Here is a 23,080-nt window from a genome sequence, read left to right on the forward strand (position 1 = left end):
TTTGTTGAAACGTACCATCTCTTATGTAAGTATGAGGTGCTCGTTTCAGCGTGTGCACCGCGTTGTCTCAGCGGCGACTTTTATAATATATCACAGGCTTTTAAGTAAATGCAACCCTTTTTTAAAAACTTTTTTTATAGGCGTGACTCCAAGCCTTGATAGAGTTGAATTTGTGCTATTTACCCATCCGTTTTTTTGTATATATAGATATCTGCTATCGGTCTCCAACTATATATTGCGTTTGTCTCTATTCAGTTCCATTTAACAAGAAGAAACGCTTTCCTTGTCCTTAACTTAAGGAAGCAGCGTTTCCCAGTAGAAATCGTAAGGAACATTTAACGATAATTTCGTGAATTGATTGCGTAGCGTGACAATTCTTTTGGAGAAGCAATACGTGCATACATTCTAAAAATGATTTTATATCTTCTCGATATGGCCTGCTTAATATCTCCATCCAGCCTCGAATCATTCAGATCACTCAACATCTCATCCAGCTCTTTGCGGAGCACATAATCCAGTTCTTTACATTCTCTGTCATTAAATAATATTCCGAGCATAACCGTAAAGGGCCTCCTTTGAGAACATCACATTGGCTTCTACTATGTAACAAAAAAGCAGCGTCTAGATTTCTGCGTAGACACCGCTTTACTGTTATGCTCAAATATTGGAAAAAATATTACATCTAATTTTATTTTCCTAAAATCCATCCCGTTACTGTACTTTCGATCACAGCAGCAACTGCCAAGGCTACAATTAATAGCACCGTAACAGGCACTGAGCGTATTAAAAAGTATTCCAAGCTTTTTACGTTTGCTGCCGCTTTTGACCTGGCAAATAGCCCGCTTCCAAGCAGCTTCAGCATAATGACACCAAACCGAATGCCATACGCGCTTGCAATAATGATTGCTGGTATTTCAATCCATCCATGCGGCAAAATTCCTTTTATCATCAATTCAACAGTTTGCATGGCTCCGTACTTTTCCGCATTTAATTGCATCATATACCCCAATACCATTCCATTAACAACAAGAAATACAATAGGCAAAATCCCGAGCAGCGCCCCAAAATACATAATTAATACTGCTTTTATAGCATTATTGAAAAAAATAACGAGCAACATCGTCAATGTCGGATTAGTTGAGTTTTCAATTCCTCTGACAAGTTGATCCAGGCCTTCCAGCTGGCCATCTAAAAACTGCCGAAATGCCGGATTTATGCCTCCAATAATTATTCCTGCCAAAAAGATAATAGTGCCTAGCCCAATATAGCGGGACATTTGCCTAAAATGATCCCGAATTGCAGTCCATTTGAACATAAATATCTCCTTATCTTCGCAAATATTATGGACAAGATGAATATCTCGATTGTACGAGCATAGATTGTAGTACAAGCAAAAAATCGTACAGTGCCATTGTAACATCAGCAGCCCTTGCTGCTGCAATGGTATTCGACGAATATTAGCTTTAAAAGAGAGGAGAGCCTGTCCCCATGAATATGTTTTATGTATTGAACGGACGCAAGCTGAAAAAGTATTTCTTCATCATGATCGCCCTAGTCTTCTCTGTCGGTGTTATTTACGCGGAAAGGGACAATATTACTGTTTTCGCCCCCGACCAGCAAACTTCTGCTATTTATAGTGTGCCAACAGAGAAAAATGTAATTGCTTTAACCTTTGATATTAGCTGGGGAGACAAGAAGCTTGAACCTATCCTGCAGGTGCTGAAAGAAAAAAACGTAACACAAGCAACTTTCTTTGTATCTTCATTGTGGGCACAATCACAGCCAGAGCTAGTGAAAAAAATTCAAGAGGCAGGCTTTGAAATCGGCAGCAATGGCCACAAGCATGATTTCTACAGTAAGTTAAACGAAGAGGATATACGCAAGCAAATTATTACTGCGGATACGATATTATCTAAATTGACAGGCGAAAAGCCAACCTTGCTTCGCTTGCCTAATGGCGATTTCGACAAGCGTGTCCTTCAAATTGCCGATGAGCTGCAATACAGGGTTATACAATGGGGTACCGATTCGATGGACTGGATGAATATTGGCACTGAAAAAATAGTGAAACGCGTCGTCGACAAAGCGCATCCAGGCGATATTGTACTCTTGCATGCAAGCGACACCGTAAAGCAAACACATTTAGCGCTTCCGCTTATTATTGATCAATTGCGTGAAAAAGGATACGAGTTTGCCTCCGTATCCGGTCTGTTATCGCAGACTGAAGTACAAGGCAAACCCGTACAAGATAAAACCACTTATATTTATTCTGAACTAAGCGCATCAGATAATGAATCTAATTCAGCATCTTAATGCTTATCATATTTATTGCTTAGCCGGTTTTGCAGCTGCTGCTGCAGGACTGGCTTCTTCCTTTTTTAGCAAGCGGTGCATCATCATATTTTGATAAGCGTTGCACAAAAATAAAGGACTAAGCATAAATACAATCGCTGCAACATTCGTTTTCCCCTGCAATGCTGGCCAAGCTTCAACAAATGTTACCGTAAACATTAAAAACATAGTCGGAATAAATGCGGACCGATTCGTTTGTTTGACTTTAATCCATGCGCCAAGCAAGGAGATCACGAATAAGATTAACGGAAGCGTCCAAAAGAACCAGTTATTAGTCCGATCCTCGTACAAAACATATCCTAGTCCAAAAACGGCAAACAAAGTTGTATAGCCTTGCAGCGTATTCCATAGGTATTTTTTACGCAGTACGCTTAGTGCTATATAGTTCAAGGTCAAATAAGCAAAAAAGCCCATTTGGCTAAAGGCGCCAATCATTAGACCTGAGATCGCCATCATTAAAGCATTGAAGCCCGTAACTTCAATCCCAAGAAAACCAAACTCCTGATCCGTTAGCAGCATGATCGAGCCTACGATTACACAGACAACTGCGCCTACAGCCATCGTGCTCCAAAATAAAAAGAACCATTTTTTTAACGTCACGCCAATAATCCCCCTAGAGGTTTTGCCTTTATTTTACCACGATCACAACAAAAAGCTAACTGTATTCCATGATAATACGGTGAACAATGAGCATAATATGAATACTATTCAAGTTGTACTAAACAAGGCTGTACTTACGAAAGGAGTAAAATGATGCGCGTTCGCTGGATGTTTTTATTAATTTTAACGATATTCACGATGCTAGTGGCAGGCTGCGGATCAGAACCATCCAACAATTCTCAGCAAACAAGCTACAAGGATATGAAATCAATGGTCATCGACATTTTAAAAACAGAAGATGCGCAAAAGGCGTTACAGCAATCCTCTGAGCAGATGTCCGGATATTCCGCCCACTCCTCTAAGCTGCTTTCTATTCAAGACCAAGAAGAGGTTAGATTAGCGGTTAAAGATGTTATCAGTTCTCCGGATTATGACAAAGTGATTAAAAAGTTAATGACTGATACCCGTTTTGCAGGTGAGTTTGCCAAAGCGGTCAATAAGGAAAACAAGGATATTCATAAAGAGCTTATTAAGGACCCACAATATCAGGCGGAAATGATCAAAACCTTAAAAACGCCAGAAATGGATAAGCTTATTTTGGAAGTTCTCAAGAGCACGCAATATCGGAAAGAATTAATGTCTATTATGCAGGATGCCATGCAAAACCCAATCTTCAGATTGGAGCTGCTTGATTTGATGAAGACAGCCGTGAAGGAAGAGCTGCAGGTCAAGCCTGATGAAAAGGTGAAGAAGCAGCAAGAGGGGCAACAGGGTCAAGGTGGCCAAGGCCAAGGTGAGGGTGAAGGCGAAGACTCGAATATGGAGCAATCCGAAGATCAGCAATAGTGCTGAGGTACTTTGAAAAAAAGAACCCCCTCCACACCCGAATCAGGTGATGGAAGGGGTTCTATTTTCAGCTATTCGCATTTATTAATAACTGCTTGGGCAAGCTCTTTGTATAATTGACCTGTTTCTGTTTCTTCCTTATATACAGAAGGAGAAAAATCCGGCTCAGCTGGATGGTTTTCTGGCGCCCCTAGCGGTATTTGCGCGAGCAAATCGCAATTCAGCGTTTCTGCTAAGCGTCCGCCGCCGCCTCTTCCGAAGACGTACTCCTTTTCCCCAGTGGAAGGCGACAAGTAATAAGACATGTTTTCAACTACACCGATAATCTCATGTTCGGTTTTGATTGCCATCGCGCCAGCCCTTGCAGCGACAAATGCTGCTGTAGCATGCGGTGTAGTCACGATAATTTCTTTGCTATGCGGTATAATTTGGTGTACATCCAAGGCGATATCACCTGTGCCTGGAGGCAGATCGAGCAGTAAATAATCCAGCTCTCCCCACGCAATTTCTTGGAAGAAATTGCGCAGCATTTTTCCGAGCATCGGACCGCGCCATACGATCGGACTATTATCTTCTACGAAAAAGCCCATGGACATCACTTTGACGCCAAATTTCTCAATTGGGATAACCTTTTCATTAATAACTTCCGGTCGCTCTTCAATCCCCATCATATCCGGTACGCTGAAGCCATAAATATCTGCATCGATAATACCTACCCGCTTGCCTTCACGAGCCAGCGCTGCAGCCAAATTAACGGTAACTGTCGATTTGCCTACGCCGCCCTTGCCGCTTGCAATTGCGATAAAGATTGTTTTGCTGCCCTCATCAAGTAAGGTGCTGTCCAAGCCTGCGCCATGTCCTTCAATCGTTCCTGCGCCCTGCTTTTTATTTTGACCGCCTGCCGCTGCATTTTGACCTGCTGCGCGGGAGCCGCTTGCCTGCTCCTCTGACTCACCGCCGCGAAAGCGGCAGTGTACTGCTTCTACACCTAGCGGTGCAAGCGCTTTGTGAAGCGCGGCTTCAATTGCTGCTTGGGCTTGCTCGCCTGCTCCTACTACTGTGACGGAAACCTGCTGCTCACGTACCATCACATCACGAAAACTGACTTGATCCTTGCTATATTGTGCCATCACAAGCTCAATGGCTTCTACTGCCTGCTCACGCGTCAACATAAACTCTGTCCCACCCTTTGATTATTTCCTGTATGATTGTCTCTATTATATCATAGGTCAATACGAATCAAGCAATTACGGTTTCGCCGATGTTTGAATCGTTTCTCCTGAGCTGAAGCGAAGAATACCTTTGTAGATGGATGCCGCAACCATCCGCTGATACTCTGAATCTGCCAGTCTGGACGCTTCACCAGGATTTGATAAGAAGCCTACCTCAACTAACGCAACAGGAGTTTTCTCTAATGCTTTCAATAAATAAACCTCCGTTACTTCACCGGCCATTCTCGTCGTATTTTGCAGGTTATCACGCAATTCATTTTGTATTAGCGTAGCTAGCGTCCGGCTTTCAGCTATACTATTAGGATGATAAAAAGTTTGGGCGCCTGACCATTTCGAAGAAGGAATGCTGTTCATATGAATACTAATAACAGCGGCCGGCTGTTGTTCTTCAATTAATGCTACCCTCTTTTTTAAATCCTCCGTCTTACGCTTGCTATAGGATCGTTGTCCTTCACTGGCCAGATCATAATCTCCCTCTCTCGTCATAATGACAAGTGCTCCTGACTGCTGCAAATAATCACGCAGCTGCAGGGCGATCGCTAAATTCAAATCTTTTTCAATCAACCCTTGCTTGCTTATTGCCCCGCCATCTACACCGCCATGGCCAGCATCAATAACAATTGTTTTTCCCGATAATGGCAATGTCCAATACGTCCATGAGCTTGCAGGCGCCATTCTTTGCGTAAGCAAAATAGTTACAAGTGTAATGACGACCGCAGCAAGCATAACACGGACAGCACCTTTATAAGACATCCATACAACAAAGTGCCGGCTAATTCGGCGCATCGACCTACCACCTCATCCTACATATCAGTAATGCAATAAGCTCGTCTAAGCTATTGTCCTTATTATTTATATGGGACGAGGCATTTATTTATGTTTGTTCCTTATAATATCTGCGGGTTGTCTTTCGGCAGCTCTATTTAACCAGTGACGATGCGACCTCAATATGCTTGTTATAATCTTTCTTTAGTGCAACTGCTGCTGAAGAAATTAGCAGGGTTACCGCTACAATGCCTAAGAGAGAGACAATGTTACTTCTAATACTTGCATCGCCGCCGCCAAAAATAATCGTATAATAACCATCTGCACCATATGTAGCTGGCAATATAGAAGCTAATTTTATATACCCTTCAGAAAGCGCTGCTTTCGGCACAAGTACCCCTGATGTTACAAGCTGCAGGGAAAGAGCTAATATATTGAACAGCATCCCTAAATTTCCGAATAATAAAACAAAGATTTGCGCTAATGATAAAAACGCCCAGAACATGATGGATTGAAATAAGTAAATAGAAAAAGTGTTTACTTCGCTAGCGATATTAAAGATCGACATAAGCCCTATTGTTAGTATAGGGAGTATAAAAGCTACCCCGATATTTATAATCTGCCTGCTGGCAAATAGCCCCCATTTTGAAACGGACCCTTTAACTAATTGTAAGGCATCCTGATGCTGCATTATCATGACCATAGCTCCGACAAATGAAGAAATAATAATCATAAATGGCACAAAATTAGCCGCAAACCCTTCCGCATTGTTAACCTTTTTAATATCTGCTCCAATAGGCTTATCCTTCATATGTTCAACCAACATTTTCACAGAACTTCCAATAGAATCTGCCAGTTCCTTCGGGATAGCAGCATTACTTATCTGCTGGCCAAATACACTCGTCGCTTCTGATTTCTGAAAAGCAAACAATTGCTGATTAATCTGTTCATTGAGATGAAATGCCGTATTTTCCATCATCGTTTTTGTCAGTGATGAATTGGATTGATTAACCCAGTAGACAATACTTGCCTCTGCACCTGACTGCATGCTATTTGAAAGTGAATCAGGGATTTGGATAATCATTTCGATTTTACGATCGTTCATATCCGTCTGAGCAAGCTCCAGGGAGCTGTAGGTTTCAATTTGGAAAGGCAGACTTTCGTTTATTCTTTGAGCGATGTCCTGCCCAATCCCAGCATCCTCATTCAGCAAGCCAACCTTTAAATGATTGAATCTGTCGCTTACCCCATCATAAGCTGTCATCCAGACCGTAAAGAAAATGAGTTGAAAGGCAATAGCTGCTGCTATGCCAATATAAGTTGCTCTAATTTTAAATATTGCTTTTAAACCTTTCACCATACGATCTCCTCCTAAAGAAAGTAAGTACATACTTGCATGTTGTTTAAAAAATAATTCTAGGGGGTTAATGCCCTAGAAAAAATAGATACATTCGTTTTCAATATTTGTTCGGTTGAAAGCTGCGTAACTTTGGCACCTAATCGGGCTCGTGACAGGAAATGACCAAAGTTGAAGTGAATGAGAGCCATAGCGACCGCTTCTATATCTGTATCGATCAGCTTTCCTTTACGGCTCATCTCCAATAAATAATTCATCAGCTCTTGCTTAATCTCCAAGGGAATGTTAGCAATTTCCTCATCAATCTCAGGAAAAGCCCCTGCCTCTTTGAAGCCAATTAATACAAAGTCTTTAATCGACATCATATAAGCTTGATATTCAAGGAAAAAATGATACAAGTCTTTCTCCAAATCCCAATAAACCTTCTCTTGAACGACTTTCCGCAGCACGGGTCCATATGAAAATTTCTGTATGATCGCTCGCAATAAGCCTCTTTTATTGCCAAAGTGACGAAAAAGCGTAACTTCATTAACCCCGGCCTGCTCAGCAATAGCTTTTGTTGTCGCTGCTGTGTAGCCCTTTAAGCTAACTAATTCAATGGCTGCCTCAATAATTCGATCAGCGGTAGATTGCATAATGATCTGACCCTTTCAAACAATGCAAGTGATTACTTGCATTGTAGTATAATTAGCCCCCATAGTCAACAGTTGTATTGTTTGAATAGCCGCTACGCATAAAATTAAAGCCCTTGGCCAATAAAGGCCAAGGGCTGAAACTTTTTGAAATACAAGAAATATTAACGCTTCGAGAACTGTGGAGCACGACGAGCAGCTTTAAGACCGTATTTCTTACGCTCTTTCATACGCTGATCGCGAGTCAAGAAGCCCGCACGCTTCAAAGCTGGACGGAATTCTGGGTCAGCTTTAAGCAAAGCACGGGAAATACCGTGACGGATTGCTCCTGCTTGTCCGGACATACCGCCGCCATTAGCAATAACAAGAACATCGTACTTGGACAATGTATCTGTTAGGTTAAGCGGCTGCTTAACGATTAATTTCAAAGTTTCCAATCCGAAATATTCGTTCAAATCGCGTTTATTAACAATGATTCGTCCTTCACCCGGCACAAGACGTACGCGTGCTACAGAGTGTTTACGACGACCGGTTCCATAGTATTGCACTTGAGCCATGAACCTTGTCCTCCTCTTTATTAACCGCGAAGTTCGTAAACTTCTGGGTTTTGTGCTTGATGTGGATGCTCCGCACCTGCGTATACTTTAAGTTTAAGCTTCATTTTCTCGCCAAGACGGTTTTTAGGCAGCATGCCATGAACAGCTAGCTCGATAACACGTTCAGGTTTTTTACTGATCATTTCATGAGCTGGAGTAGCTTTCAATCCGCCTGAGTAGCCAGAGTGACGATAGTACATTTTGTCAGCCAATTTGTTGCCAGTAAGAACAATTTTTTCAGCATTGATTACTACTACAAAGTCGCCAGTATCCACATGCGGTGTGAATTGTGGCTTGTGCTTGCCGCGAATAAGGCTAGCAACCTCTGTAGCCAAACGACCTAGCGTTTTACCAGTTGCGTCTACAACGAACCATTTACGCTCAACTTCGTTTGTCTTTGCCATATAAGTGGTACGCATGGATGATCCTCCTTCATTCTCTTACCTTAATCATTTTATAGCAGCATTTTAAAAAAGAATCCGTACGTCCTCTTATGAGGCACATCCGATCTTTAACGTGCTCATTACTATTAGATCGATTGGTAAATGACTTACCTTCGAAATATATTTGCAATTACATAGTTGAATGGCCATTCTTAGTCGGGGCTGTGGGAGAGCCACTAAGAAAGCACAACTAATATTCTACTACATGGGCGTATCAAGTGCAAGCTATTCCGTGCATTTTTCGCTTATAAATTCGTCATTATTTTTAGCGATTGCATACTTTCGTCTCATATCTAACTCAAACGTTCAAAAGCGATTTGTTACTATAAATAAAGTCTGAAAATATTTACAAATTTTCCGTTTCATAATATATGCTTATTATAAGGCATCTATGCCACTGGACCTTAGTCGTAGATTCAACTACATCAATAGACGGTTAACTTAAACTGAATAGTACTGCTACAATAAGGTAACGATTACGAAAAGGAGTTTTTTTATGCGACGTTCATCATTGCTCGGATTACTGCTTATTATTATTGGCGTATTCTTTTTATTTACATTAACCAGCTCATCATTTTCTTGGGATTCGTTATGGTCCAAGATTTCAAAGGATATTAATTATGAAAGACAGTTTGCGGTTGAAAAAATTGAAGAGCTTGATATTGAAACAAGCAGCACAAATATTGAGTTTGTGCAAAGCAAGGATAACCAAGGGCGCGCTCTGCTAACAGGCAAAGTGGCCGGACTGTTTGGCAAAAAGGTGGAGCTGAATGTAGATGAGCAGCAAAATAAGCTAGTTATCCGCAGTAAACATAACAGTATTGGCATAGGCTATTTCAGCGCCAAGCTTGTTATCGAGCTGCCTGAAAAAGTATGGAACAAAGTTACTGTAAACAGCACAAGCGGCAATATTAAGCTAAACCACTTACAAGCGGCTGAGAGTCAAATTAAATTAAACTCTGGCAATCTTACCGTAGATCAGCTGATCTCTCAAAAGGCGGATCTGGATGCAACAAGCGGAAATCTTAAGGTAACAAATAGCCGTATCGCCTCCTTGTCCCTAAAGACAAATAGCGGTGGTATAACAGCAAACATCATGGACGCGTCACAAATACAGTTCAAATCTACAAGCGGCAACGTAACTATTAACGGGGAAACTATTGTGGTAGACGGGAAAGTTACGTCGGGAAACGTAAAGTTGACTGCTGATGAAATTATCGGCGACTCCAAGCTGCAAGTCACAAGCGGCAACATCACCGTAAATTTAAAGAAAGCTCCTGTTGACCTGGCGATTAATTACGAAGGAAGCTCTGGAACTGGCAGAATTAAGCAGGACGGCTTTAAATATACGTATGAAGGCAAGCATAACAATTCCTTCAAAGGTGCGTTTGGCGAAGGAAGCATTGCTCTAAATGTAAAAACATCTTCTGGCAACTTCACTCTGCAGTAAACTAGCTAGCTTCTATATAACTTTTTACAAAGACAGTAATGAACTTTTAAGGGTTGCCACAAACGCTATTTGTGCAAAAATGACAGCTTGAATTTTCTAACGGTTGCTATCGTGCTTAATATCTTAAAAACCGCTGATTTCTTAGCAAAATGGTGCAATAGCGTACATGACAACCGTTAAAATATTAATTAGGTTAAAAACATCGAAATAGCCTTGATGACAACCGTTATGGCAATTTTGGCAGTCGATTATTGTTATACATTGAAAAAGACCGACTCTTCCTATGAAGTGTCGGTCTTGCTTATATTTCTATATCATATTGCACATCGACCAATACTAATCCTTGGGCTAACGCAGTTGGACCGGCTTTGGAGCGGTCCTTCGCCTCTAATATCCGCTTCATATCAATTGGCGCTATTTTGCCTTGTCCGACCCAAAGCAAAGTCCCCATAATAGCTCGCACCATGTTATACGTAAAACCATTGCCGGTAATCACCATATGCCAGAAAACGCCTTCTCGCTCCAAAGAAGCGTCATAAACGGTTCTAACATGATGAGCCTTCGTTGACCTTGTTGATGTATAAGACGTGTAATCATGCTCGCCAACAATATAGGTCAATGCTTCCTTCATCGCGTCAAAATTCAATTTGACAGGGTGATGAAGCCTGTACTGCCTGCCGAGCACAGCAGGGAATTTACCTGTATCAAGTGTATAACGATACGTTTTGCGTATAGCGGAGTGCCGGGCGTGAAATCGGTCCGGCGCTTCTGCTGCCGAGAGCACAACGATATCATCAGGCAAAATCGTATTCAGTGCAATAGCAAAGCGGTCAATCGGAATTTTTGAAGCTGTCTGAAAATGAAATACTTGTCCTTCCGCATGCACGCCCGCATCCGTCCGTCCCGAACCATGAATAACAACCGGTTCATGAACAAGCTTGGCTAGCGCTTTCTCAATTTCATCCTGCACGGTTCTGCCATAAGGCTGTGACTGGAATCCATTGAAATTCGTTCCATCATAGCTCACTCGTACTGCGATGTTGCGCAAGAGATTCCAGCCTCCTCTTTGTTATCATTGCAATACAATACACCCATAAATTCAAAAAAAGGTGGCCGCTAAGGTCCACCCTTTTTTAAAAAGAAGAAACTACACTGCCTACCTATTAGAGTCGACAGGGCTTCTTCGAAAATTGTTACTTAAAACAGGAATGATCGCTTATCCGCGATCAACCAGTTCCAAATACACCATAGGCGCAGCATCACCGCGGCGAGGTCCCAGCTTAAGGATACGCGTGTATCCGCCAGCACGCTCAGCGTAACGCTCAGCCAGTTCGGAGAACAGCTTTTGAATTGCATCCTTTTCGCCGTCTACAGTTTCGCGACGAACGAAAGCAGCAACTTGACGACGTGCATGCAAATCACCTTTTTTAGCTTTAGTGATCAGCTTTTCAGCGATAGAACGAACTTCTTTCGCCTTTGCTTCAGTCGTTTGAATGCGCTCATATAGGAACAAGTCTGTGACAAGGTCACGGAACAATGCTTTACGTGCACTGGAGTCACGTCCTAATTTTTGATATGCCATTTGTTTTCCCCTCCCTTGCTCGTTTGTCTAAACAATGCTGAGTCCTACTCTTCCGTACGTAGACCAAGTCCAAGCTCTTCAAGCTTCTCTTGAACTTCCTCGAGTGATTTGCGACCAAGGTTACGCACCTTCATCATATCCTCTTCGGATTTCGTAATTAGCTCTTGAACTGTATTGATACCCGCACGCTTCAAGCAGTTGTATGAACGTACAGAAAGATCCAGCTCCTCGATTGTCATCTCCAGAACTTTTTCTTTCTTATCTTCTTCTTTTTCGACCATAATCTCAGCGTCTTTGGCCTCATCCGTCAATCCTACAAACAAATCCAAATGCTCTGTTAGAATTTTTGCGCCAAGGCTTACCGCCTCTTCTGGACGAATACTGCCGTCAGTCCAAACTTCAAGCGTCAGCTTGTCATAGTTTGTAACTTGACCTACGCGAGTATTTTCCACGCTGTAGTTCACACGAGTAATCGGCGTGTAGATCGAATCAACTGGAATTACGCCAATCGGTTGATCATCACTCTTGTTCCGGTCCGCCTGTACGTATCCGCGTCCCCGATTAGCAAAAATTCGCATATGGAGTCGTGCGCCGGAGGCCAAGGTTGCAATGTGAAGATCAGGGCTTAAAATCTCGACATCGCTGTCCGCTCGAATGTCTCCCGCTGTTATGTTTCCTTCACCGTCAGCATCGATCTCCAACACTTTCTCTTCGTCAGAGTGGATTTTGAGCGATAGGCGCTTCAGGTTTAGAATGATTTCCGTTACGTCTTCAATCACTCCAGGAATCGTAGAAAACTCGTGAAGCACTCCGTCAATTTGAACCGATGTTACTGCAGCACCCGGCAACGACGACAGCAAAATTCGGCGTAGCGAATTGCCAAGTGTTGTTCCGTATCCGCGTTCCAACGGCTCGACTACGAAGCGCCCATAAGTTCCTTCATCATTTAATTCTACGGTTTCGATTTTCGGCTTTTCGATCTCAATCACTAATAGTACCCTCCTTCAAACGTCACTCCGTGTTACCTTGTCGATCTTGTGTTAAACCTAGTAGTATGCCAAACCTTCACAACCATTATTCACAAGTTGCGGTTATTTGATACCACCGCGGATTAAGCTACTATACGCGACGACGTTTCGGTGGGCGGCATCCGTTATGCGGAACTGGTGTTACATCCTTAATGAGGTTAACTTCCAATCCAGCTGCTTGAAGCGAGCGAATTGCTGCTTCGCGGCCAGCGCCTGGGCCTTTAACCATGACTTCAACCGTTCTCATGCCATGTTCCATCGCTGCTTTTGCTGCAGTTTCAGCAGCCATTTGAGCTGCAAAAGGTGTGCTCTTACGCGAACCTTTGAATCCAAGGTTACCAGAGCTTGCCCATGAAATTGCGTTGCCATGCGGATCTGTAATTGTAACAATTGTATTGTTAAACGTTGAGCGGATATGCGCAACGCCAGAGTCAATATTCTTCCGATCACGACGTTTCGTGCGAACGACTTTTTTACCTTTAGCCATTGTCCATTATCCTCCCTTCTTATTTCTTCTTGTTAGCTACAGTACGACGAGGTCCTTTACGCGTACGCGCATTCGTTTTCGTGCGTTGACCGCGAACAGGCAATCCACGACGATGACGAAGACCACGGTAGCAGCCGATCTCAGTTAGACGTTTAATGTTAAGTGAAATTTCACGACGTAGGTCGCCTTCCACTTTAACTGTTTTATCGATTGTTTCACGAAGACGAGCCAATTCATCCTCAGTCAAATCGCGAACACGAGTGTTAGCATTAACATCTGATTCAGCAAGAATTTTTTGAGAAGTTTTCTTACCGATACCAAAGATGTACGTCAGGGCGATTTCTATGCGTTTGTCACGCGGAATATCTACACCAGCTATACGTGCCATGGACTATTTCCCTCCTTTTATCCTTGTTTTTGTTTGTGTTTCGGATTTTCACAAATGACCATAACATTGCCTTTGCGACGAATAACTTTGCATTTTTCGCAAATCGGCTTAACCGAAGGTCTAACCTTCATTGTGATTACCTCCCGAATCTCTCGTCGGCAGGCCTATGACAGCCTACTTCCGATAAGTGATGCGCCCTCTTGTTAAATCATAAGGCGATAACTGTATAACCACTTTGTCTCCTGTCAGAATACGAATAAAATGCATTCTAAGCTTACCGGAAACATGTGCGAGAATCTGATGTCCGTTCTCCAGCTCCACCTTGAACATGGCATTCGGCAACGGTTCTACTACCGTACCTTCGACCTCAATGACGTCTTCCTTAGCCACCGTCATTCTCCTTTCGCATGCGCGTACTTCTGAATCACATAACGTAACTTGGCATTGGTCACCCTGCCTGTTTCTAGCAAGCTGCTTGTTACCTCTTGACTAATGGCAGGCTGTAACTCAAGATGCAGAACGTTCTTTTTCTTCGCTTGATCAAATCTACGCTTTTTACCATCGACAATCAGCACAAACCTCTCATCGACAATCTTTATAATAACAGCATAGCTGTCTTCATCTTTGCCGCGAAGCACTTTGACAAATTGACCAACCTGCGGCTGTACATCCGTAGCCATAACTATGGCTGCTGCGGCAGCATGGTCAAAATTTCAAAGCCGTCCTCCGTAACGGCGACTGTATGCTCAAAGTGAGCACACCAGGAACCGTCCTGTGTTACGACTGTCCAATTGTCCTCAAGCGTTCTGACATATCGTTCACCGATATTAACCATTGGCTCGATGGCAAGCACCATTCCCGGCTTTAGACGAGGGCCTCGATCTGGAATGCCGTAGTTCGGTATTTGCGGCTCTTCATGCAGATCCGCGCCGATTCCGTGCCCCACGTATTCGCGAACAATCGAAAATCCTGCATCTTCTACGACCTTTTGAATGGCATGTGAAATTGTATAAAGTCTAACGTCAGGCTTGATGAGCGCAAGCCCCGCATATAGCGATTGCTCCGTCACATCCAGCAGTCTTTGAACCTCATCGGATACTGCTCCAACCGCATAGGTCCAAGCTGAATCTCCGTGATAGCCTTCAAACTGTGCTCCGATATCGAGACTAACAATATCACCTTCGTTTAACTTGCGCGAACTTGGGAAGCCATGTACCAGCTCGTCATTGACTGAAGCACAAACGCTGGAAGGAAAACCATTGTAACCTTTGAAGGATGGAACAGCCTTCTGACTCCGGATGAAGTCTTCGGCAATTTTATCAAGCTCGGCTGTAGTAATACCAGGCCTAACATTTTGTTTCATAAGCTGGTGCGTCGCAGCTACGATGCGGCCAGCTTCCCTCATATATGTCAGCTCCGACTGGGATTTGCATATAATCATTACAATGTACCTTTCAAGCAAGAGATAATATCGCTAGATACAACGTTAATATCTTTCTCGCCGTCGACTTCTCGCAATAAACCTTTACCTCTGTAATAGTCAAGAAGCGGCGCAGTTTTGGATGTATATTCATCCAATCTAGTGCCTACCTTCGCTTCTGTATCATCTGAACGCTGATACAGCTCTCCGCCATCCTTGTCGCAAACTCCTTCAAGCTTTGGAGGATTGAACATTACATGATAGGTTGCTCCGCAAGTTTTGCAGAGGCGTCTGCCCGTCAAGCGAGCAAGAAGCAATCCGCGGTCAACTTTTAAATTTACTACATGATCAATGCTGCGACCCAGCTCAGCCAGCATGCCGTCAAGTGCTTCAGCTTGCTGCAGCGTGCGTGGAAAGCCGTCGAGCAAAAATCCTTTTTCGCAGTCGCTTTGTGCCAAACGTTCCTTTACGATTCCATTCGTAATCTCATCAGGAACGAGAAGGCCTTGATCGACATACTCTTTCGCTTTAAGCCCAAGAGGAGTGCCTTCCTTCATCGCCAAGCGAAATGCATCGCCTGTTGATAGATGAGGAATACCAAACTCTTGTACAATTCTCTCCGCTTGTGTACCTTTACCGGCTCCCGGAGGACCCATAAATAAAATATTCATTATCATGTTCCTCGCTTTAAACACAATAGGCTCATTCGGGCACCGCACCAACACCGAAGCGGCAGCCCGATCAGAACCTATTGTTATTTATTGATAAACCCTTTGTAATGGCGTTTGATCAACTGGCTCTCGATCTGTTTCATCGTATCAAGCGCAACGCCGACAACGATTAACAGTGAGGTACCGCCCAGCTGCACTGAGCGCGGTAATCCGGCAAGTGATCCGAAGAACACCGGTAGAACAGAGATTGCCGCTAGGAAAATCGCACCCGTTAACGTAATACGCGACATAACGCGAGTTAAGTAAGAAGATGTCGGTTTGCCAGGACGAATGCCAGGAATATATCCACCATTCTTTTTCATCTGATCTGCCATTTGCACAGGATTAATTTGCACGAAAGTATAGAAGAAGGTAAATCCGATAATGAGCAATACGTACAAGACCATACCAAGCGGCTTGTCATAGCTCATATTATCAATAATCCACTTCGCCCAATTATGGGTGCTCCAGAAGTTAGCGATCGTAATTGGGAATGTAATCAATGAAACTGCGAAGATAACAGGAATAACACCTGCGCCGTTCACTTTCATCGGAATGTGAGTGGATTGACCACCGTACATTTTACGTCCAACTACACGCTTAGCATACTGAACCGGGATTTTACGAATACCTTGCTGAATGAAGATAACACCTACAATAATCGCGATAATCGCAATTAGAACAAGCGCCATCTTGCCAATGTTAAGGAATAATTTATCTGTATCGACAAATTGATCTTCAACGATCGTACGAATGTGACCTGGAATACCAGCTACAATCGCAGCAAAAATTAGAATTGAAATACCGTTTCCGATACCTCTTTCTGTAATTTGCTCCCCTAACCACATTAAGAATGCAGTACCAGCAGTCAAGATAATAGCGATAATCAGGTAATCAACGAAAGTTGCATCAACAATCATTTCTTGCTGATATAAACGGTTAAAGCCGATCGCAGTTGCAAAGCCTTGTACAAGACCTAGAATAACTGTACCGTAACGCGTAATTTGCGCTAGTTTGCGTTTCCCGTTTTCGCCTTCCTTCTGCCATTCAGCAAACTTAGGAATTACATCCATCGACAATAGCTGTACGATAATGGATGCTGTGATGTACGGTGTAATTCCAATCGCGAAAATCGAGAATTGGAACAATGCACCGCCTGAGAAGGTGTTTAACAAGCCAAATATATCGTTGCCGAGCTCATTGGCTTGCTTAAATACTTCTTTGTTTACGTCTGGTACCGGTATGAACGCACCGATACGATAGATGAATAAAATAAACAGTGTGAACAGGATCCGTGTACGTAGATCCGTAACCTTCCAAATATTGGATACGGTTGTAAACAATTAGATCACCTCGGTTTTACCGCCGGCAGCCTGGATTTTCTCTACCGCAGATTGAGAGAACTTTTTAGCTTTAACAGTAAGCGCTACATTAATTTCGCCATTGCCCAAAATTTTAATTCCGGCAAGTGGATTTTTCACAATCCCTTGTTCAAGAAGAACTTCTGGTGTGACTTCAGTACCTGCTGCAAAGCTGTTAAGATCTTCAATGTTGACAATCGCGTATTCGGTACGGAATGGATTATTGAAACCGCGCTTAGGCAGACGACGGTACAATGGGTTTTGGCCGCCCTCAAATCCAGGACGAACGCCGCCGCCGGAGCGTGCATTTTGACCTTTGTGGCCTTTACCCGCTGTTTTGCCGTTGCCAGATCCGATACCGCGACCTTTACGCTTAGCTACTTGGGTAGAACCAGCTGCTGGTGCTAACTCATGCAATTTCATCGTTCGTGCACCTCCTTATTTATTTCGTGTAAATCGGTCTATTATTGTACTTCTTCAACTTTTACCATATGGCTGACATGATTAATCATGCCGCGAATAGCCGGGCTGTCGTTTTTAACGACCGATTGATGCAGCTTACGAAGGCCGAGCGATTCAACCGTTGCACGTTGTTTCTCGTTGCGACCAATCAAACTGCGAACGAGGGTGATTTGCAATTTTGCCATCGTTATTCCCTCCTTAACCTAACAGCTCTTCGACAGTTTTTCCACGAAGTTTAGCAACATCTTCCGCACGTTTAAGACGGGATAAACCTTCTAGAGTTGCATTTACCATATTCATGGAGTTCGAAGAACCGAGCGATTTAGTCAAGATGTCGCCTACACCAGCTAGCTCAAGAACCGCACGAACCGGTCCGCCAGCGATAACTCCAGTACCTTCATTCGCAGGTTTTAGAAGAACTTCGCCTGCGCCAAAGCGACCAATTACAAGGTGAGGAATCGATGTTCCTACTAGTGGTACATGGATCAAGTTTTTCTTAGCATCGTCAATGCCTTTGCGAATCGCATCAGGCACTTCGCTTGCTTTACCGATCCCTGCGCCAACGTAGCCTTTGCCGTCGCCGACTACTACAAGCGCGCTAAAGCTGAAGCGACGACCGCCTTTAACAACTTTCGCAACGCGATTGATATGCACAACTTTTTCAGTCAGTTCTAACGTATTAGGATCTACACGCAAGTCATTTAACCTCCTTATTGGATGATTAGAATTGCAGGCCTGCTTCGCGTGCTGCTGTAGCAAGCGCCTGAATTCTTCCATGATACAAGTAACCGCCACGATCGAATACGACCTCAGTTACACCTTTAGCTTGAGCGCGCTTAGCGATCAATTCGCCAACTTTAGCAGCTGCTTCAACGTTACCGCCGTTGCCTACTCCGCTTAGCTCTTTATCCTTAGTCGATGCAGAAGCTAGTGTAATACCAGCAACATCATCAATTAATTGTGCATACATGTGCTTGGAGGAACGGAATACAGACAGACGTGGACGAGCCGCTGTACCGCTAATTTTTTTACGAACACGCAGGTGTCTTTTCAGACGAGCCTTGTTTTTATCGCCTTTCGTAATCATGCTTGGTTCCCTCCTTTCTTTCTGCCTTAAGATGCTATTTCAAGCAAACCGTAAGTTTGCTTATTTTTTCTTACCAGCTTTACCTTCTTTACGGATGATGCGCTCACCTTCGTATTTGATACCTTTACCTTTGTAAGGCTCAGGCTCACGTACGGAACGGATTTGAGCAGCCATAGCGCCAACGCGCTCTTTATCAATACCGCGAACAGTAATCTTAGTGTTGGAAGGAACTTCAAACTCAATACCGTTCTCTGGAGTGATTTCAACTGGATGTGAGTATCCAACGTTAAGAACCACTTTATCACCGGACTTGCTTGCACGGTAACCAACGCCTACTAGCTCAAGATTTCTGGAGAAACCTTCTGTAACACCGCCAACCATGTTAGCGATCAAGCTGCGAGTTGTACCATGCAAAGAGCGATGCAATTTATTTTCAGACGGACGTTCTACCACGATTTCGCTGCCTTCAACTTTGATAATAATATCTTTGTGGAATTCACGAGTAAGCGTGCCTTTCGGTCCCTTTACTGTAAGTACCGAGTTATCCAGGTTGACAGTTACGCCACCAGGAACTGCGATCGGTTTACGACCAATACGAGACATTGTTACACCTCCAGTCTTTCTAACTTGTTTCTTACCAAACGTAGCAAACTACTTCGCCGCCGGATTTAACTTGACGTGCTTCTTTGTCAGTCATAACTCCTTTGGAAGTCGAAATAATTGCGATTCCGAGTCCGCCTAGTACACGAGGTACTTCAGCAGCTTGAGTATACACGCGCAGACCTGGTTTGGAGATACGCTTCAAACCTGTAATTACGCGCTCTTGGTTCGGGCCGTATTTCAAGAAAATACGAATAATCCCTTGTTTGTTGTCCTCGATATATTCAGCATCGCGGATAAAGCCCTCGCGCTTCAAAATTTCAGCAATTTGCTTCTTGATTTTAGAAGCGGGCATTTCCACGGTTTCGTGACGAACTGTATTCGCATTGCGAATGCGTGTCAACATATCTGCAATCGGATCAGACATAACCATTGTGTTAACCTCCTTCCCGAACTAGGTCGATTACCAGCTTGCTTTTTTAACGCCAGGAATCTGGCCCTTATATGCTAATTCGCGGAAACAAATCCGGCAAATTTTAAACTTTTGCAAAACAGAGTGAGGACGTCCGCAACGCTCACAACGCGTATAAGCGCGTACTTTGAATTTCGGTGTGCGTTGTTGCTTCACTTTCATCGAAGTTTTTGCCACTGGGTATTACACCTCCTACAAGTGGATTACTTCGCAAACGGCATGCCCAATTGGGTCAGCAATTCACGAGATTCTTCGTCTGTTTGTGCCGTCGTGACGATGACGATGTCCATACCGCGCACTTTATCAACTTTATCATATTCAATCTCAGGGAAGATCAATTGCTCTTTCATACCAAGCGTGTAGTTACCACGGCCATCAAACGCTTTTGTTGATACACCATGGAAGTCACGAACGCGTGGAAGCGAAATGTTGAACAATTTATCTAGGAAGTGGTACATGCGCTCGCCGCGCAATGTCACTTTAACCCCGATCGGCATGTTTTCACGAAGCTTAAAGCCTGCAATGGACTTCTTAGCACGAGTAACAACCGGCTTTTGACCAGAAATGATGCGCAGCTCTTCAACAGCAGCATCTAGTATTTTGGAGTTGGAAACAGCTTCACCAACACCCATATTGATTACTACTTTCTCAACCTTCGGTACTTGCATAACCGATGTATAATTGAACTTCTGCATTAGAGCAGGAGTAATTTCATTAAGAAAGCGACCTTTCAGTCTTGTTGTCATTGTTTTGGACCTCCTTTCCTACCAGAACGATTAGTCAATCACTTCGCCGGAACGCTTAGCGATTCGAACTTTTTTGCCGTTTTCAAGCACTTTATATCCGATTCGTGTTACTTTTCCGCTCTTCGGATCGATGTGCATAACGTTAGAAACGTGAATTGGCGCTTCTTGCTCAATGATACCGCCTTGTGGATTAACTTGAGAAGGGCGAGTATGCTTCTTCACCATGTTAACACCTTCAACGAGCACGCGGTTTTCACGTGGATACGCTGCGATTACGCGGCCCTTCTTACCTTTATCCTTACCGGTAATGATGATAACCGTGTCATCTTTTTTAACGTGCAATTTGTTATTGTACGATTCTTTAATTTTCTTTAGCCTTGGCATGAGTTACACCTCCTGCACGCTTGTGCTTTCAAGCTTATATAGAGTTTCTTAGATTACTTCTGGTGCAAGCGAAATGATTTTCATGAAATCTTTATCGCGAAGCTCACGAGCAACAGGTCCAAAAATACGTGTACCGCGTGGGCTCTTATCTTCTTTAACAACTACTGCTGCGTTCTCATCAAAAGAGATGTATGAACCGTCTTTACGACGAACAGTGCGCTTCGTACGAACGATAACCGCTTTAACTACGTCACCTTTTTTGACAACGCCGCCTGGTGTTGCTTGTTTGACGGAGCAAACGATCAAATCGCCAATAGCTGCTGTACGACGTCCAGTACCGCCTAGTACACGAATACACATAAGCTCTCTAGCACCAGAGTTGTCTGCAACTTTCAATCGCGAAAATGGTTGGATCATTTTAGCGTCCTCCTTTCGGAAAAAGTGCTCCTATGTTGCATAGGTATATTTTATAGAACAACCGCAGATTCTACAATTTCAACAAGTCTAAAGCGCTTGTCTTTGGAAAGTGGACGAGTTTCCATGATTTTCACAGTATCGCCAATTTTCGCTTGATTGTTCTCGTCGTGAGCCTTGTACTTTTTCGTATAACGAATACGCTTATGGTACAAATTGTGCTCCTTGTAGGTTTCTACAGCTACAACGATTGTTTTATCCATTTTGTCGCTTACAACTTTGCCGATTTGAACTTTACGGGCATTGCGTTCGCTCATGTTCTTCCTCCTTCCTTTTTCCGTGAACATACTATAGGATTAAGGCCTTTAATTAGCCGCTTATTCCGAGTTCTCTTTCACGCAAAACGGTTTTAGCACGAGCTATTTCCTTACGCACGTCACGAATCCGAGTTGGATTGTCGAGCTGCCCTGTTGCCAATTGGAAACGAAGGTTGAAAAGCTCCTCTTTAAAACCAGCAATTTTTTGTTCAATCTCAACAGAGGTCAGGTTGCGAATATCACTAGCTTTCATTTGCTTCACCACCCACTTCTTCGCGTTTCACGAACTTCGTTTTAACCGGTAGTTTGTGAGCCGCAAGACGCAGTGCTTCGCGAGCTACTTCTTCCGGTACACCCGCAAGTTCGAACATGATCTTACCAGGTTTTACAACTGCAACCCATTTTTCAACGTTACCCTTACCACTACCCATACGAACCTCTAGAGGCTTTTGAGTAATCGGCTTGTCTGGGAATATTTTAATCCAAACTTTACCACCACGTTTAATGTAACGAGTCATAGCAATACGAGCCGCTTCAATTTGACGGTTCGTAATCCATGACGGCTCAGTCGCTTGTAGACCGTATTCGCCGAACGCTACTGTTGTGCCGCCTTTAGCGCGACCTTTCATGTGACCGCGTTGTTGTTTGCGGTGTTTGACACGTTTAGGCACCAACATGATTAGTTGCCTCCTTCCTGGGGAGCTTTCTTCTTAGTTGGAAGGACTTCGCCACGATAGATCCATACTTTTACGCCTAGACGGCCGTAAGTAGTATGAGCCTCAGCTGTGCCATAGTCAATATCAGCACGAAGCGTATGAAGCGGAACTGTACCTTCGCTATATCCTTCAGAACGTGCAATTTCCGCACCGCCGAGACGACCGCTAACAGCAGTTTTAATCCCTTTAGCACCTGCGCGCATAGAACGTTGAATCGCTTGTTTCAATGCACGACGGAAAGATACACGACGCTCAAGTTGTTGTGCGATGCTTTCAGCTACTAGAATAGCATCAAGATCAGCTTGTTTAATTTCAGAAATATTGATGTGAACTTTCTTGCCTTTTGTAATCTTGCCTAGTTCTGTACGTAGATTTTCTACTTCAGAACCGCCTTTACCGATAACCATACCTGGCTTCGCCGTTTGAATCGTCACGTTCACGCGATTTGCAGCGCGTTCGATTTCAATGCGGGAAACAGCAGCATCTTTCAGCTTGTTTTTCAGGTATTCACGAATTTTAACATCTTCCAAAAGAAGATCACCGAAATCTTTACCAGCGTACCATTTGGATTCCCAATCACGGATAATCCCGATACGAAGACCGTTAGGGTTTACCTTTTGACCCACGCGTTAT

37 protein-coding genes are annotated in these 23,080 nt (G+C 43.5%); 3 read left to right on the forward strand and 34 right to left on the reverse strand.

Going from position 1 to position 23,080, the window contains the following annotated elements; genetic code table 11:
* Positions 1 to 335: 335 nt before the first annotated feature.
* Both V1L65_RS25225 and V1L65_RS25230 read right to left on the reverse strand, forming a co-directional pair.
* Positions 336 to 557, reverse strand: a complete 222-nt coding sequence (locus tag V1L65_RS25225; protein ID WP_331702045.1) for a hypothetical protein — start codon at positions 555 to 557, stop codon at positions 336 to 338.
* Between the two features lie 131 nt (positions 558 to 688).
* Entirely contained in the window at positions 689 to 1,315 is a 627-nt protein-coding gene (locus V1L65_RS25230) for a stage II sporulation protein M (RefSeq protein ID WP_331702046.1), read from the reverse strand.
* Between the two features lie 173 nt (positions 1,316 to 1,488).
* On the opposite strand from V1L65_RS25230, the gene pdaB reads away from it, so the two are divergent.
* The gene (gene pdaB / locus V1L65_RS25235) at positions 1,489 to 2,313 is read left to right on the forward strand and encodes a polysaccharide deacetylase family sporulation protein PdaB (protein ID WP_331702047.1); all 825 of its coding nucleotides are present in this window, start codon (positions 1,489 to 1,491) and stop codon (positions 2,311 to 2,313) included.
* A gap of 12 nt (positions 2,314 to 2,325) precedes the next feature.
* Here pdaB and V1L65_RS25240 read toward each other — a convergent pair whose 3' ends face one another.
* A complete protein-coding gene (locus V1L65_RS25240; RefSeq protein ID WP_331702048.1) occupies positions 2,326 to 2,952 on the reverse strand; it encodes a KinB-signaling pathway activation protein in 627 nt (208 codons plus the stop codon).
* 153 nt (positions 2,953 to 3,105) lie between these two features.
* Between V1L65_RS25240 and gerD the strand changes: the two genes are divergently transcribed.
* A complete protein-coding gene (gene gerD / locus V1L65_RS25245) occupies positions 3,106 to 3,798 on the forward strand; it encodes a spore germination lipoprotein GerD (RefSeq protein WP_331702049.1) in 693 nt (230 codons plus the stop codon).
* A 71-nt stretch (positions 3,799 to 3,869) separates the two neighbouring features.
* Here the strand turns inward: gerD and V1L65_RS25250 are convergent, their stop codons facing one another.
* From V1L65_RS25250 to rplM, 6 genes are all read right to left on the reverse strand, one after another.
* Complete coding sequence (locus V1L65_RS25250) at positions 3,870 to 4,970, reverse strand: Mrp/NBP35 family ATP-binding protein (RefSeq protein WP_331702050.1); 1,101 nt, start codon at positions 4,968 to 4,970, stop codon at positions 3,870 to 3,872.
* 75 nt (positions 4,971 to 5,045) lie between these two features.
* The gene (gene cwlD / locus V1L65_RS25255) at positions 5,046 to 5,816 is read right to left on the reverse strand and encodes an N-acetylmuramoyl-L-alanine amidase CwlD (RefSeq protein ID WP_331702052.1); all 771 of its coding nucleotides are present in this window, start codon (positions 5,814 to 5,816) and stop codon (positions 5,046 to 5,048) included.
* A gap of 133 nt (positions 5,817 to 5,949) precedes the next feature.
* Positions 5,950 to 7,155: a YhgE/Pip domain-containing protein gene (locus tag V1L65_RS25260; protein WP_331702053.1), complete on the reverse strand. Its 1,206-nt coding sequence runs from the start codon at positions 7,153 to 7,155 to the stop codon at positions 5,950 to 5,952.
* Positions 7,156 to 7,211: 56 nt separating this feature from the next.
* Positions 7,212 to 7,787, reverse strand: coding sequence for a TetR/AcrR family transcriptional regulator (locus tag V1L65_RS25265; RefSeq protein ID WP_331702054.1), 576 nt, complete (start codon positions 7,785 to 7,787; stop codon positions 7,212 to 7,214).
* A 161-nt stretch (positions 7,788 to 7,948) separates the two neighbouring features.
* Positions 7,949 to 8,341: a 30S ribosomal protein S9 gene (gene rpsI, locus V1L65_RS25270; protein ID WP_331702056.1), complete on the reverse strand. Its 393-nt coding sequence runs from the start codon at positions 8,339 to 8,341 to the stop codon at positions 7,949 to 7,951.
* Between the two features lie 20 nt (positions 8,342 to 8,361).
* Entirely contained in the window at positions 8,362 to 8,799 is a 438-nt protein-coding gene (gene rplM, locus V1L65_RS25275; protein ID WP_331702057.1) for a 50S ribosomal protein L13, read from the reverse strand.
* Between the two features lie 520 nt (positions 8,800 to 9,319).
* Here rplM and V1L65_RS25280 point away from each other — a divergent pair.
* Complete coding sequence (locus V1L65_RS25280) at positions 9,320 to 10,273, forward strand: DUF4097 family beta strand repeat-containing protein (RefSeq protein WP_331702058.1); 954 nt, start codon at positions 9,320 to 9,322, stop codon at positions 10,271 to 10,273.
* A 301-nt stretch (positions 10,274 to 10,574) separates the two neighbouring features.
* On the opposite strand, the gene truA is transcribed toward V1L65_RS25280, so the two are convergent.
* The 25 genes from truA to rpsC form a co-directional block, all read right to left on the reverse strand.
* Positions 10,575 to 11,321, reverse strand: a complete 747-nt coding sequence (gene truA, locus V1L65_RS25285; RefSeq protein WP_331702059.1) for a tRNA pseudouridine(38-40) synthase TruA — start codon at positions 11,319 to 11,321, stop codon at positions 10,575 to 10,577.
* 168 nt (positions 11,322 to 11,489) lie between these two features.
* A complete protein-coding gene (gene rplQ, locus V1L65_RS25290) occupies positions 11,490 to 11,855 on the reverse strand; it encodes a 50S ribosomal protein L17 (RefSeq protein WP_331702060.1) in 366 nt (121 codons plus the stop codon).
* Positions 11,856 to 11,899: 44 nt separating this feature from the next.
* On the reverse strand, positions 11,900 to 12,844 hold the full coding sequence (locus V1L65_RS25295; RefSeq protein WP_331702061.1) for a DNA-directed RNA polymerase subunit alpha: 945 nt from the start codon (positions 12,842 to 12,844) through the stop codon (positions 11,900 to 11,902).
* Positions 12,845 to 12,974: 130 nt separating this feature from the next.
* A complete protein-coding gene (gene rpsK / locus V1L65_RS25300) occupies positions 12,975 to 13,370 on the reverse strand; it encodes a 30S ribosomal protein S11 (RefSeq protein WP_331702062.1) in 396 nt (131 codons plus the stop codon).
* Positions 13,371 to 13,389: 19 nt separating this feature from the next.
* Positions 13,390 to 13,758: a 30S ribosomal protein S13 gene (gene rpsM, locus V1L65_RS25305; RefSeq protein ID WP_331702063.1), complete on the reverse strand. Its 369-nt coding sequence runs from the start codon at positions 13,756 to 13,758 to the stop codon at positions 13,390 to 13,392.
* A 17-nt stretch (positions 13,759 to 13,775) separates the two neighbouring features.
* Complete coding sequence (gene rpmJ / locus V1L65_RS25310) at positions 13,776 to 13,889, reverse strand: 50S ribosomal protein L36 (protein ID WP_003333770.1); 114 nt, start codon at positions 13,887 to 13,889, stop codon at positions 13,776 to 13,778.
* 43 nt (positions 13,890 to 13,932) lie between these two features.
* The gene (gene infA / locus V1L65_RS25315) at positions 13,933 to 14,148 is read right to left on the reverse strand and encodes a translation initiation factor IF-1 (protein ID WP_116065578.1); all 216 of its coding nucleotides are present in this window, start codon (positions 14,146 to 14,148) and stop codon (positions 13,933 to 13,935) included.
* 2 nt (positions 14,149 to 14,150) lie between these two features.
* Positions 14,151 to 14,438 carry a KOW domain-containing RNA-binding protein gene (locus V1L65_RS25320; RefSeq protein WP_331702065.1) on the reverse strand — a complete coding sequence of 96 codons (288 nt, stop codon included), beginning with the start codon at positions 14,436 to 14,438 and terminating at the stop codon, positions 14,151 to 14,153.
* A 2-nt stretch (positions 14,439 to 14,440) separates the two neighbouring features.
* Positions 14,441 to 15,199: a type I methionyl aminopeptidase gene (gene map, locus V1L65_RS25325; protein ID WP_331702066.1), complete on the reverse strand. Its 759-nt coding sequence runs from the start codon at positions 15,197 to 15,199 to the stop codon at positions 14,441 to 14,443.
* Positions 15,199 to 15,849 carry an adenylate kinase gene (locus tag V1L65_RS25330; protein ID WP_331702067.1) on the reverse strand — a complete coding sequence of 217 codons (651 nt, stop codon included), beginning with the start codon at positions 15,847 to 15,849 and terminating at the stop codon, positions 15,199 to 15,201. The genes map and V1L65_RS25330 overlap by 1 nt, the downstream gene beginning before the upstream one ends.
* 83 nt (positions 15,850 to 15,932) lie before the next feature.
* Positions 15,933 to 17,231, reverse strand: a complete 1,299-nt coding sequence (gene secY / locus V1L65_RS25335; RefSeq protein WP_331702068.1) for a preprotein translocase subunit SecY — start codon at positions 17,229 to 17,231, stop codon at positions 15,933 to 15,935.
* Complete coding sequence (rplO, locus tag V1L65_RS25340) at positions 17,232 to 17,672, reverse strand: 50S ribosomal protein L15 (RefSeq protein ID WP_331702069.1); 441 nt, start codon at positions 17,670 to 17,672, stop codon at positions 17,232 to 17,234.
* A 41-nt stretch (positions 17,673 to 17,713) separates the two neighbouring features.
* Complete coding sequence (rpmD, locus tag V1L65_RS25345; RefSeq protein WP_331702070.1) at positions 17,714 to 17,896, reverse strand: 50S ribosomal protein L30; 183 nt, start codon at positions 17,894 to 17,896, stop codon at positions 17,714 to 17,716.
* 13 nt (positions 17,897 to 17,909) lie between these two features.
* Positions 17,910 to 18,407 carry a 30S ribosomal protein S5 gene (rpsE, locus tag V1L65_RS25350; RefSeq protein ID WP_331702072.1) on the reverse strand — a complete coding sequence of 166 codons (498 nt, stop codon included), beginning with the start codon at positions 18,405 to 18,407 and terminating at the stop codon, positions 17,910 to 17,912.
* Between the two features lie 25 nt (positions 18,408 to 18,432).
* Entirely contained in the window at positions 18,433 to 18,798 is a 366-nt protein-coding gene (gene rplR / locus V1L65_RS25355; RefSeq protein WP_331702073.1) for a 50S ribosomal protein L18, read from the reverse strand.
* Positions 18,799 to 18,858: 60 nt separating this feature from the next.
* Positions 18,859 to 19,401, reverse strand: a complete 543-nt coding sequence (rplF, locus tag V1L65_RS25360) for a 50S ribosomal protein L6 (protein ID WP_331702074.1) — start codon at positions 19,399 to 19,401, stop codon at positions 18,859 to 18,861.
* Between the two features lie 31 nt (positions 19,402 to 19,432).
* A complete protein-coding gene (rpsH, locus tag V1L65_RS25365; protein ID WP_331702075.1) occupies positions 19,433 to 19,831 on the reverse strand; it encodes a 30S ribosomal protein S8 in 399 nt (132 codons plus the stop codon).
* A gap of 30 nt (positions 19,832 to 19,861) precedes the next feature.
* The gene (locus V1L65_RS25370) at positions 19,862 to 20,047 is read right to left on the reverse strand and encodes a type Z 30S ribosomal protein S14 (protein ID WP_013312154.1); all 186 of its coding nucleotides are present in this window, start codon (positions 20,045 to 20,047) and stop codon (positions 19,862 to 19,864) included.
* 26 nt (positions 20,048 to 20,073) lie between these two features.
* The gene (gene rplE, locus V1L65_RS25375) at positions 20,074 to 20,616 is read right to left on the reverse strand and encodes a 50S ribosomal protein L5 (protein WP_331702077.1); all 543 of its coding nucleotides are present in this window, start codon (positions 20,614 to 20,616) and stop codon (positions 20,074 to 20,076) included.
* A gap of 30 nt (positions 20,617 to 20,646) precedes the next feature.
* The gene (gene rplX / locus V1L65_RS25380; RefSeq protein WP_331702078.1) at positions 20,647 to 21,000 is read right to left on the reverse strand and encodes a 50S ribosomal protein L24; all 354 of its coding nucleotides are present in this window, start codon (positions 20,998 to 21,000) and stop codon (positions 20,647 to 20,649) included.
* A gap of 48 nt (positions 21,001 to 21,048) precedes the next feature.
* A complete protein-coding gene (gene rplN, locus V1L65_RS25385) occupies positions 21,049 to 21,417 on the reverse strand; it encodes a 50S ribosomal protein L14 (RefSeq protein WP_331702079.1) in 369 nt (122 codons plus the stop codon).
* Positions 21,418 to 21,467: 50 nt separating this feature from the next.
* A complete protein-coding gene (rpsQ, locus tag V1L65_RS25390) occupies positions 21,468 to 21,731 on the reverse strand; it encodes a 30S ribosomal protein S17 (RefSeq protein WP_331702080.1) in 264 nt (87 codons plus the stop codon).
* A gap of 52 nt (positions 21,732 to 21,783) precedes the next feature.
* Positions 21,784 to 21,984 (reverse strand): 50S ribosomal protein L29, encoded by a 201-nt coding sequence (gene rpmC / locus V1L65_RS25395; protein WP_331702081.1) that lies wholly within the window; start codon positions 21,982 to 21,984, stop codon positions 21,784 to 21,786.
* Positions 21,974 to 22,408, reverse strand: coding sequence for a 50S ribosomal protein L16 (rplP, locus tag V1L65_RS25400; protein ID WP_331702082.1), 435 nt, complete (start codon positions 22,406 to 22,408; stop codon positions 21,974 to 21,976). Before rplP ends, rpmC begins: the two co-directional genes overlap by 11 nt.
* Before the next feature lie 2 nt (positions 22,409 to 22,410).
* Positions 22,411 to 23,073 carry a 30S ribosomal protein S3 gene (gene rpsC / locus V1L65_RS25405; RefSeq protein ID WP_331702083.1) on the reverse strand — a complete coding sequence of 221 codons (663 nt, stop codon included), beginning with the start codon at positions 23,071 to 23,073 and terminating at the stop codon, positions 22,411 to 22,413.
* Positions 23,074 to 23,080: the final 7 nt, after the last annotated feature.

This window comes from Paenibacillus sp. IITD108 (assembly GCF_036541265.1).
Lineage (GTDB): Bacteria > Bacillota > Bacilli > Paenibacillales > Paenibacillaceae > Pristimantibacillus.

Bases quoted from the DNA above. Each gene is read 5' to 3' on its own strand.
- V1L65_RS25225 (WP_331702045.1), bottom strand. From the start codon at position 557: ATGCTCGGAATATTATTTAATGACAGAGAATGTAAAGAACTGGATTAT.
- V1L65_RS25230 (WP_331702046.1), bottom strand. From the start codon at position 1,315: ATGTTCAAATGGACTGCAATTCGGGATCATTTTAGGCAAATGTCCCGC.
- pdaB (WP_331702047.1), top strand. From the start codon at position 1,489: ATGAATATGTTTTATGTATTGAACGGACGCAAGCTGAAAAAGTATTTC.
- gerD (WP_331702049.1), top strand. From the start codon at position 3,106: ATGCGCGTTCGCTGGATGTTTTTATTAATTTTAACGATATTCACGATG.
- V1L65_RS25250 (WP_331702050.1), bottom strand. From the start codon at position 4,970: ATGTTGACGCGTGAGCAGGCAGTAGAAGCCATTGAGCTTGTGATGGCA.
- cwlD (WP_331702052.1), bottom strand. From the start codon at position 5,816: ATGCGCCGAATTAGCCGGCACTTTGTTGTATGGATGTCTTATAAAGGT.
- V1L65_RS25260 (WP_331702053.1), bottom strand. From the start codon at position 7,155: ATGGTGAAAGGTTTAAAAGCAATATTTAAAATTAGAGCAACTTATATT.
- V1L65_RS25265 (WP_331702054.1), bottom strand. From the start codon at position 7,787: ATGCAATCTACCGCTGATCGAATTATTGAGGCAGCCATTGAATTAGTT.
- rpsI (WP_331702056.1), bottom strand. From the start codon at position 8,341: ATGGCTCAAGTGCAATACTATGGAACCGGTCGTCGTAAACACTCTGTA.
- rplM (WP_331702057.1), bottom strand. From the start codon at position 8,799: ATGCGTACCACTTATATGGCAAAGACAAACGAAGTTGAGCGTAAATGG.
- V1L65_RS25280 (WP_331702058.1), top strand. From the start codon at position 9,320: ATGCGACGTTCATCATTGCTCGGATTACTGCTTATTATTATTGGCGTA.
- rplQ (WP_331702060.1), bottom strand. From the start codon at position 11,855: ATGGCATATCAAAAATTAGGACGTGACTCCAGTGCACGTAAAGCATTG.
- rpsK (WP_331702062.1), bottom strand. From the start codon at position 13,370: ATGGCTAAAGGTAAAAAAGTCGTTCGCACGAAACGTCGTGATCGGAAG.
- rpsM (WP_331702063.1), bottom strand. From the start codon at position 13,758: ATGGCACGTATAGCTGGTGTAGATATTCCGCGTGACAAACGCATAGAA.
- rpmJ (WP_003333770.1), bottom strand. From the start codon at position 13,889: ATGAAGGTTAGACCTTCGGTTAAGCCGATTTGCGAAAAATGCAAAGTT.
- V1L65_RS25320 (WP_331702065.1), bottom strand. From the start codon at position 14,438: ATGGCTACGGATGTACAGCCGCAGGTTGGTCAATTTGTCAAAGTGCTT.
- map (WP_331702066.1), bottom strand. From the start codon at position 15,199: ATGATTATATGCAAATCCCAGTCGGAGCTGACATATATGAGGGAAGCT.
- V1L65_RS25330 (WP_331702067.1), bottom strand. From the start codon at position 15,849: ATGAATATTTTATTTATGGGTCCTCCGGGAGCCGGTAAAGGTACACAA.
- rplO (WP_331702069.1), bottom strand. From the start codon at position 17,672: ATGAAATTGCATGAGTTAGCACCAGCAGCTGGTTCTACCCAAGTAGCT.
- rpmD (WP_331702070.1), bottom strand. From the start codon at position 17,896: ATGGCAAAATTGCAAATCACCCTCGTTCGCAGTTTGATTGGTCGCAAC.
- rplR (WP_331702073.1), bottom strand. From the start codon at position 18,798: ATGATTACGAAAGGCGATAAAAACAAGGCTCGTCTGAAAAGACACCTG.
- rplF (WP_331702074.1), bottom strand. From the start codon at position 19,401: ATGTCTCGTATTGGTCGTAAACCGATCGCAGTTCCTGGTGGCGTAACT.
- rpsH (WP_331702075.1), bottom strand. From the start codon at position 19,831: ATGGTTATGTCTGATCCGATTGCAGATATGTTGACACGCATTCGCAAT.
- rplE (WP_331702077.1), bottom strand. From the start codon at position 20,616: ATGACAACAAGACTGAAAGGTCGCTTTCTTAATGAAATTACTCCTGCT.
- rplX (WP_331702078.1), bottom strand. From the start codon at position 21,000: ATGCCAAGGCTAAAGAAAATTAAAGAATCGTACAATAACAAATTGCAC.
- rplN (WP_331702079.1), bottom strand. From the start codon at position 21,417: ATGATCCAACCATTTTCGCGATTGAAAGTTGCAGACAACTCTGGTGCT.
- rpsQ (WP_331702080.1), bottom strand. From the start codon at position 21,731: ATGAGCGAACGCAATGCCCGTAAAGTTCAAATCGGCAAAGTTGTAAGC.
- rpmC (WP_331702081.1), bottom strand. From the start codon at position 21,984: ATGAAAGCTAGTGATATTCGCAACCTGACCTCTGTTGAGATTGAACAA.
- rplP (WP_331702082.1), bottom strand. From the start codon at position 22,408: ATGTTGGTGCCTAAACGTGTCAAACACCGCAAACAACAACGCGGTCAC.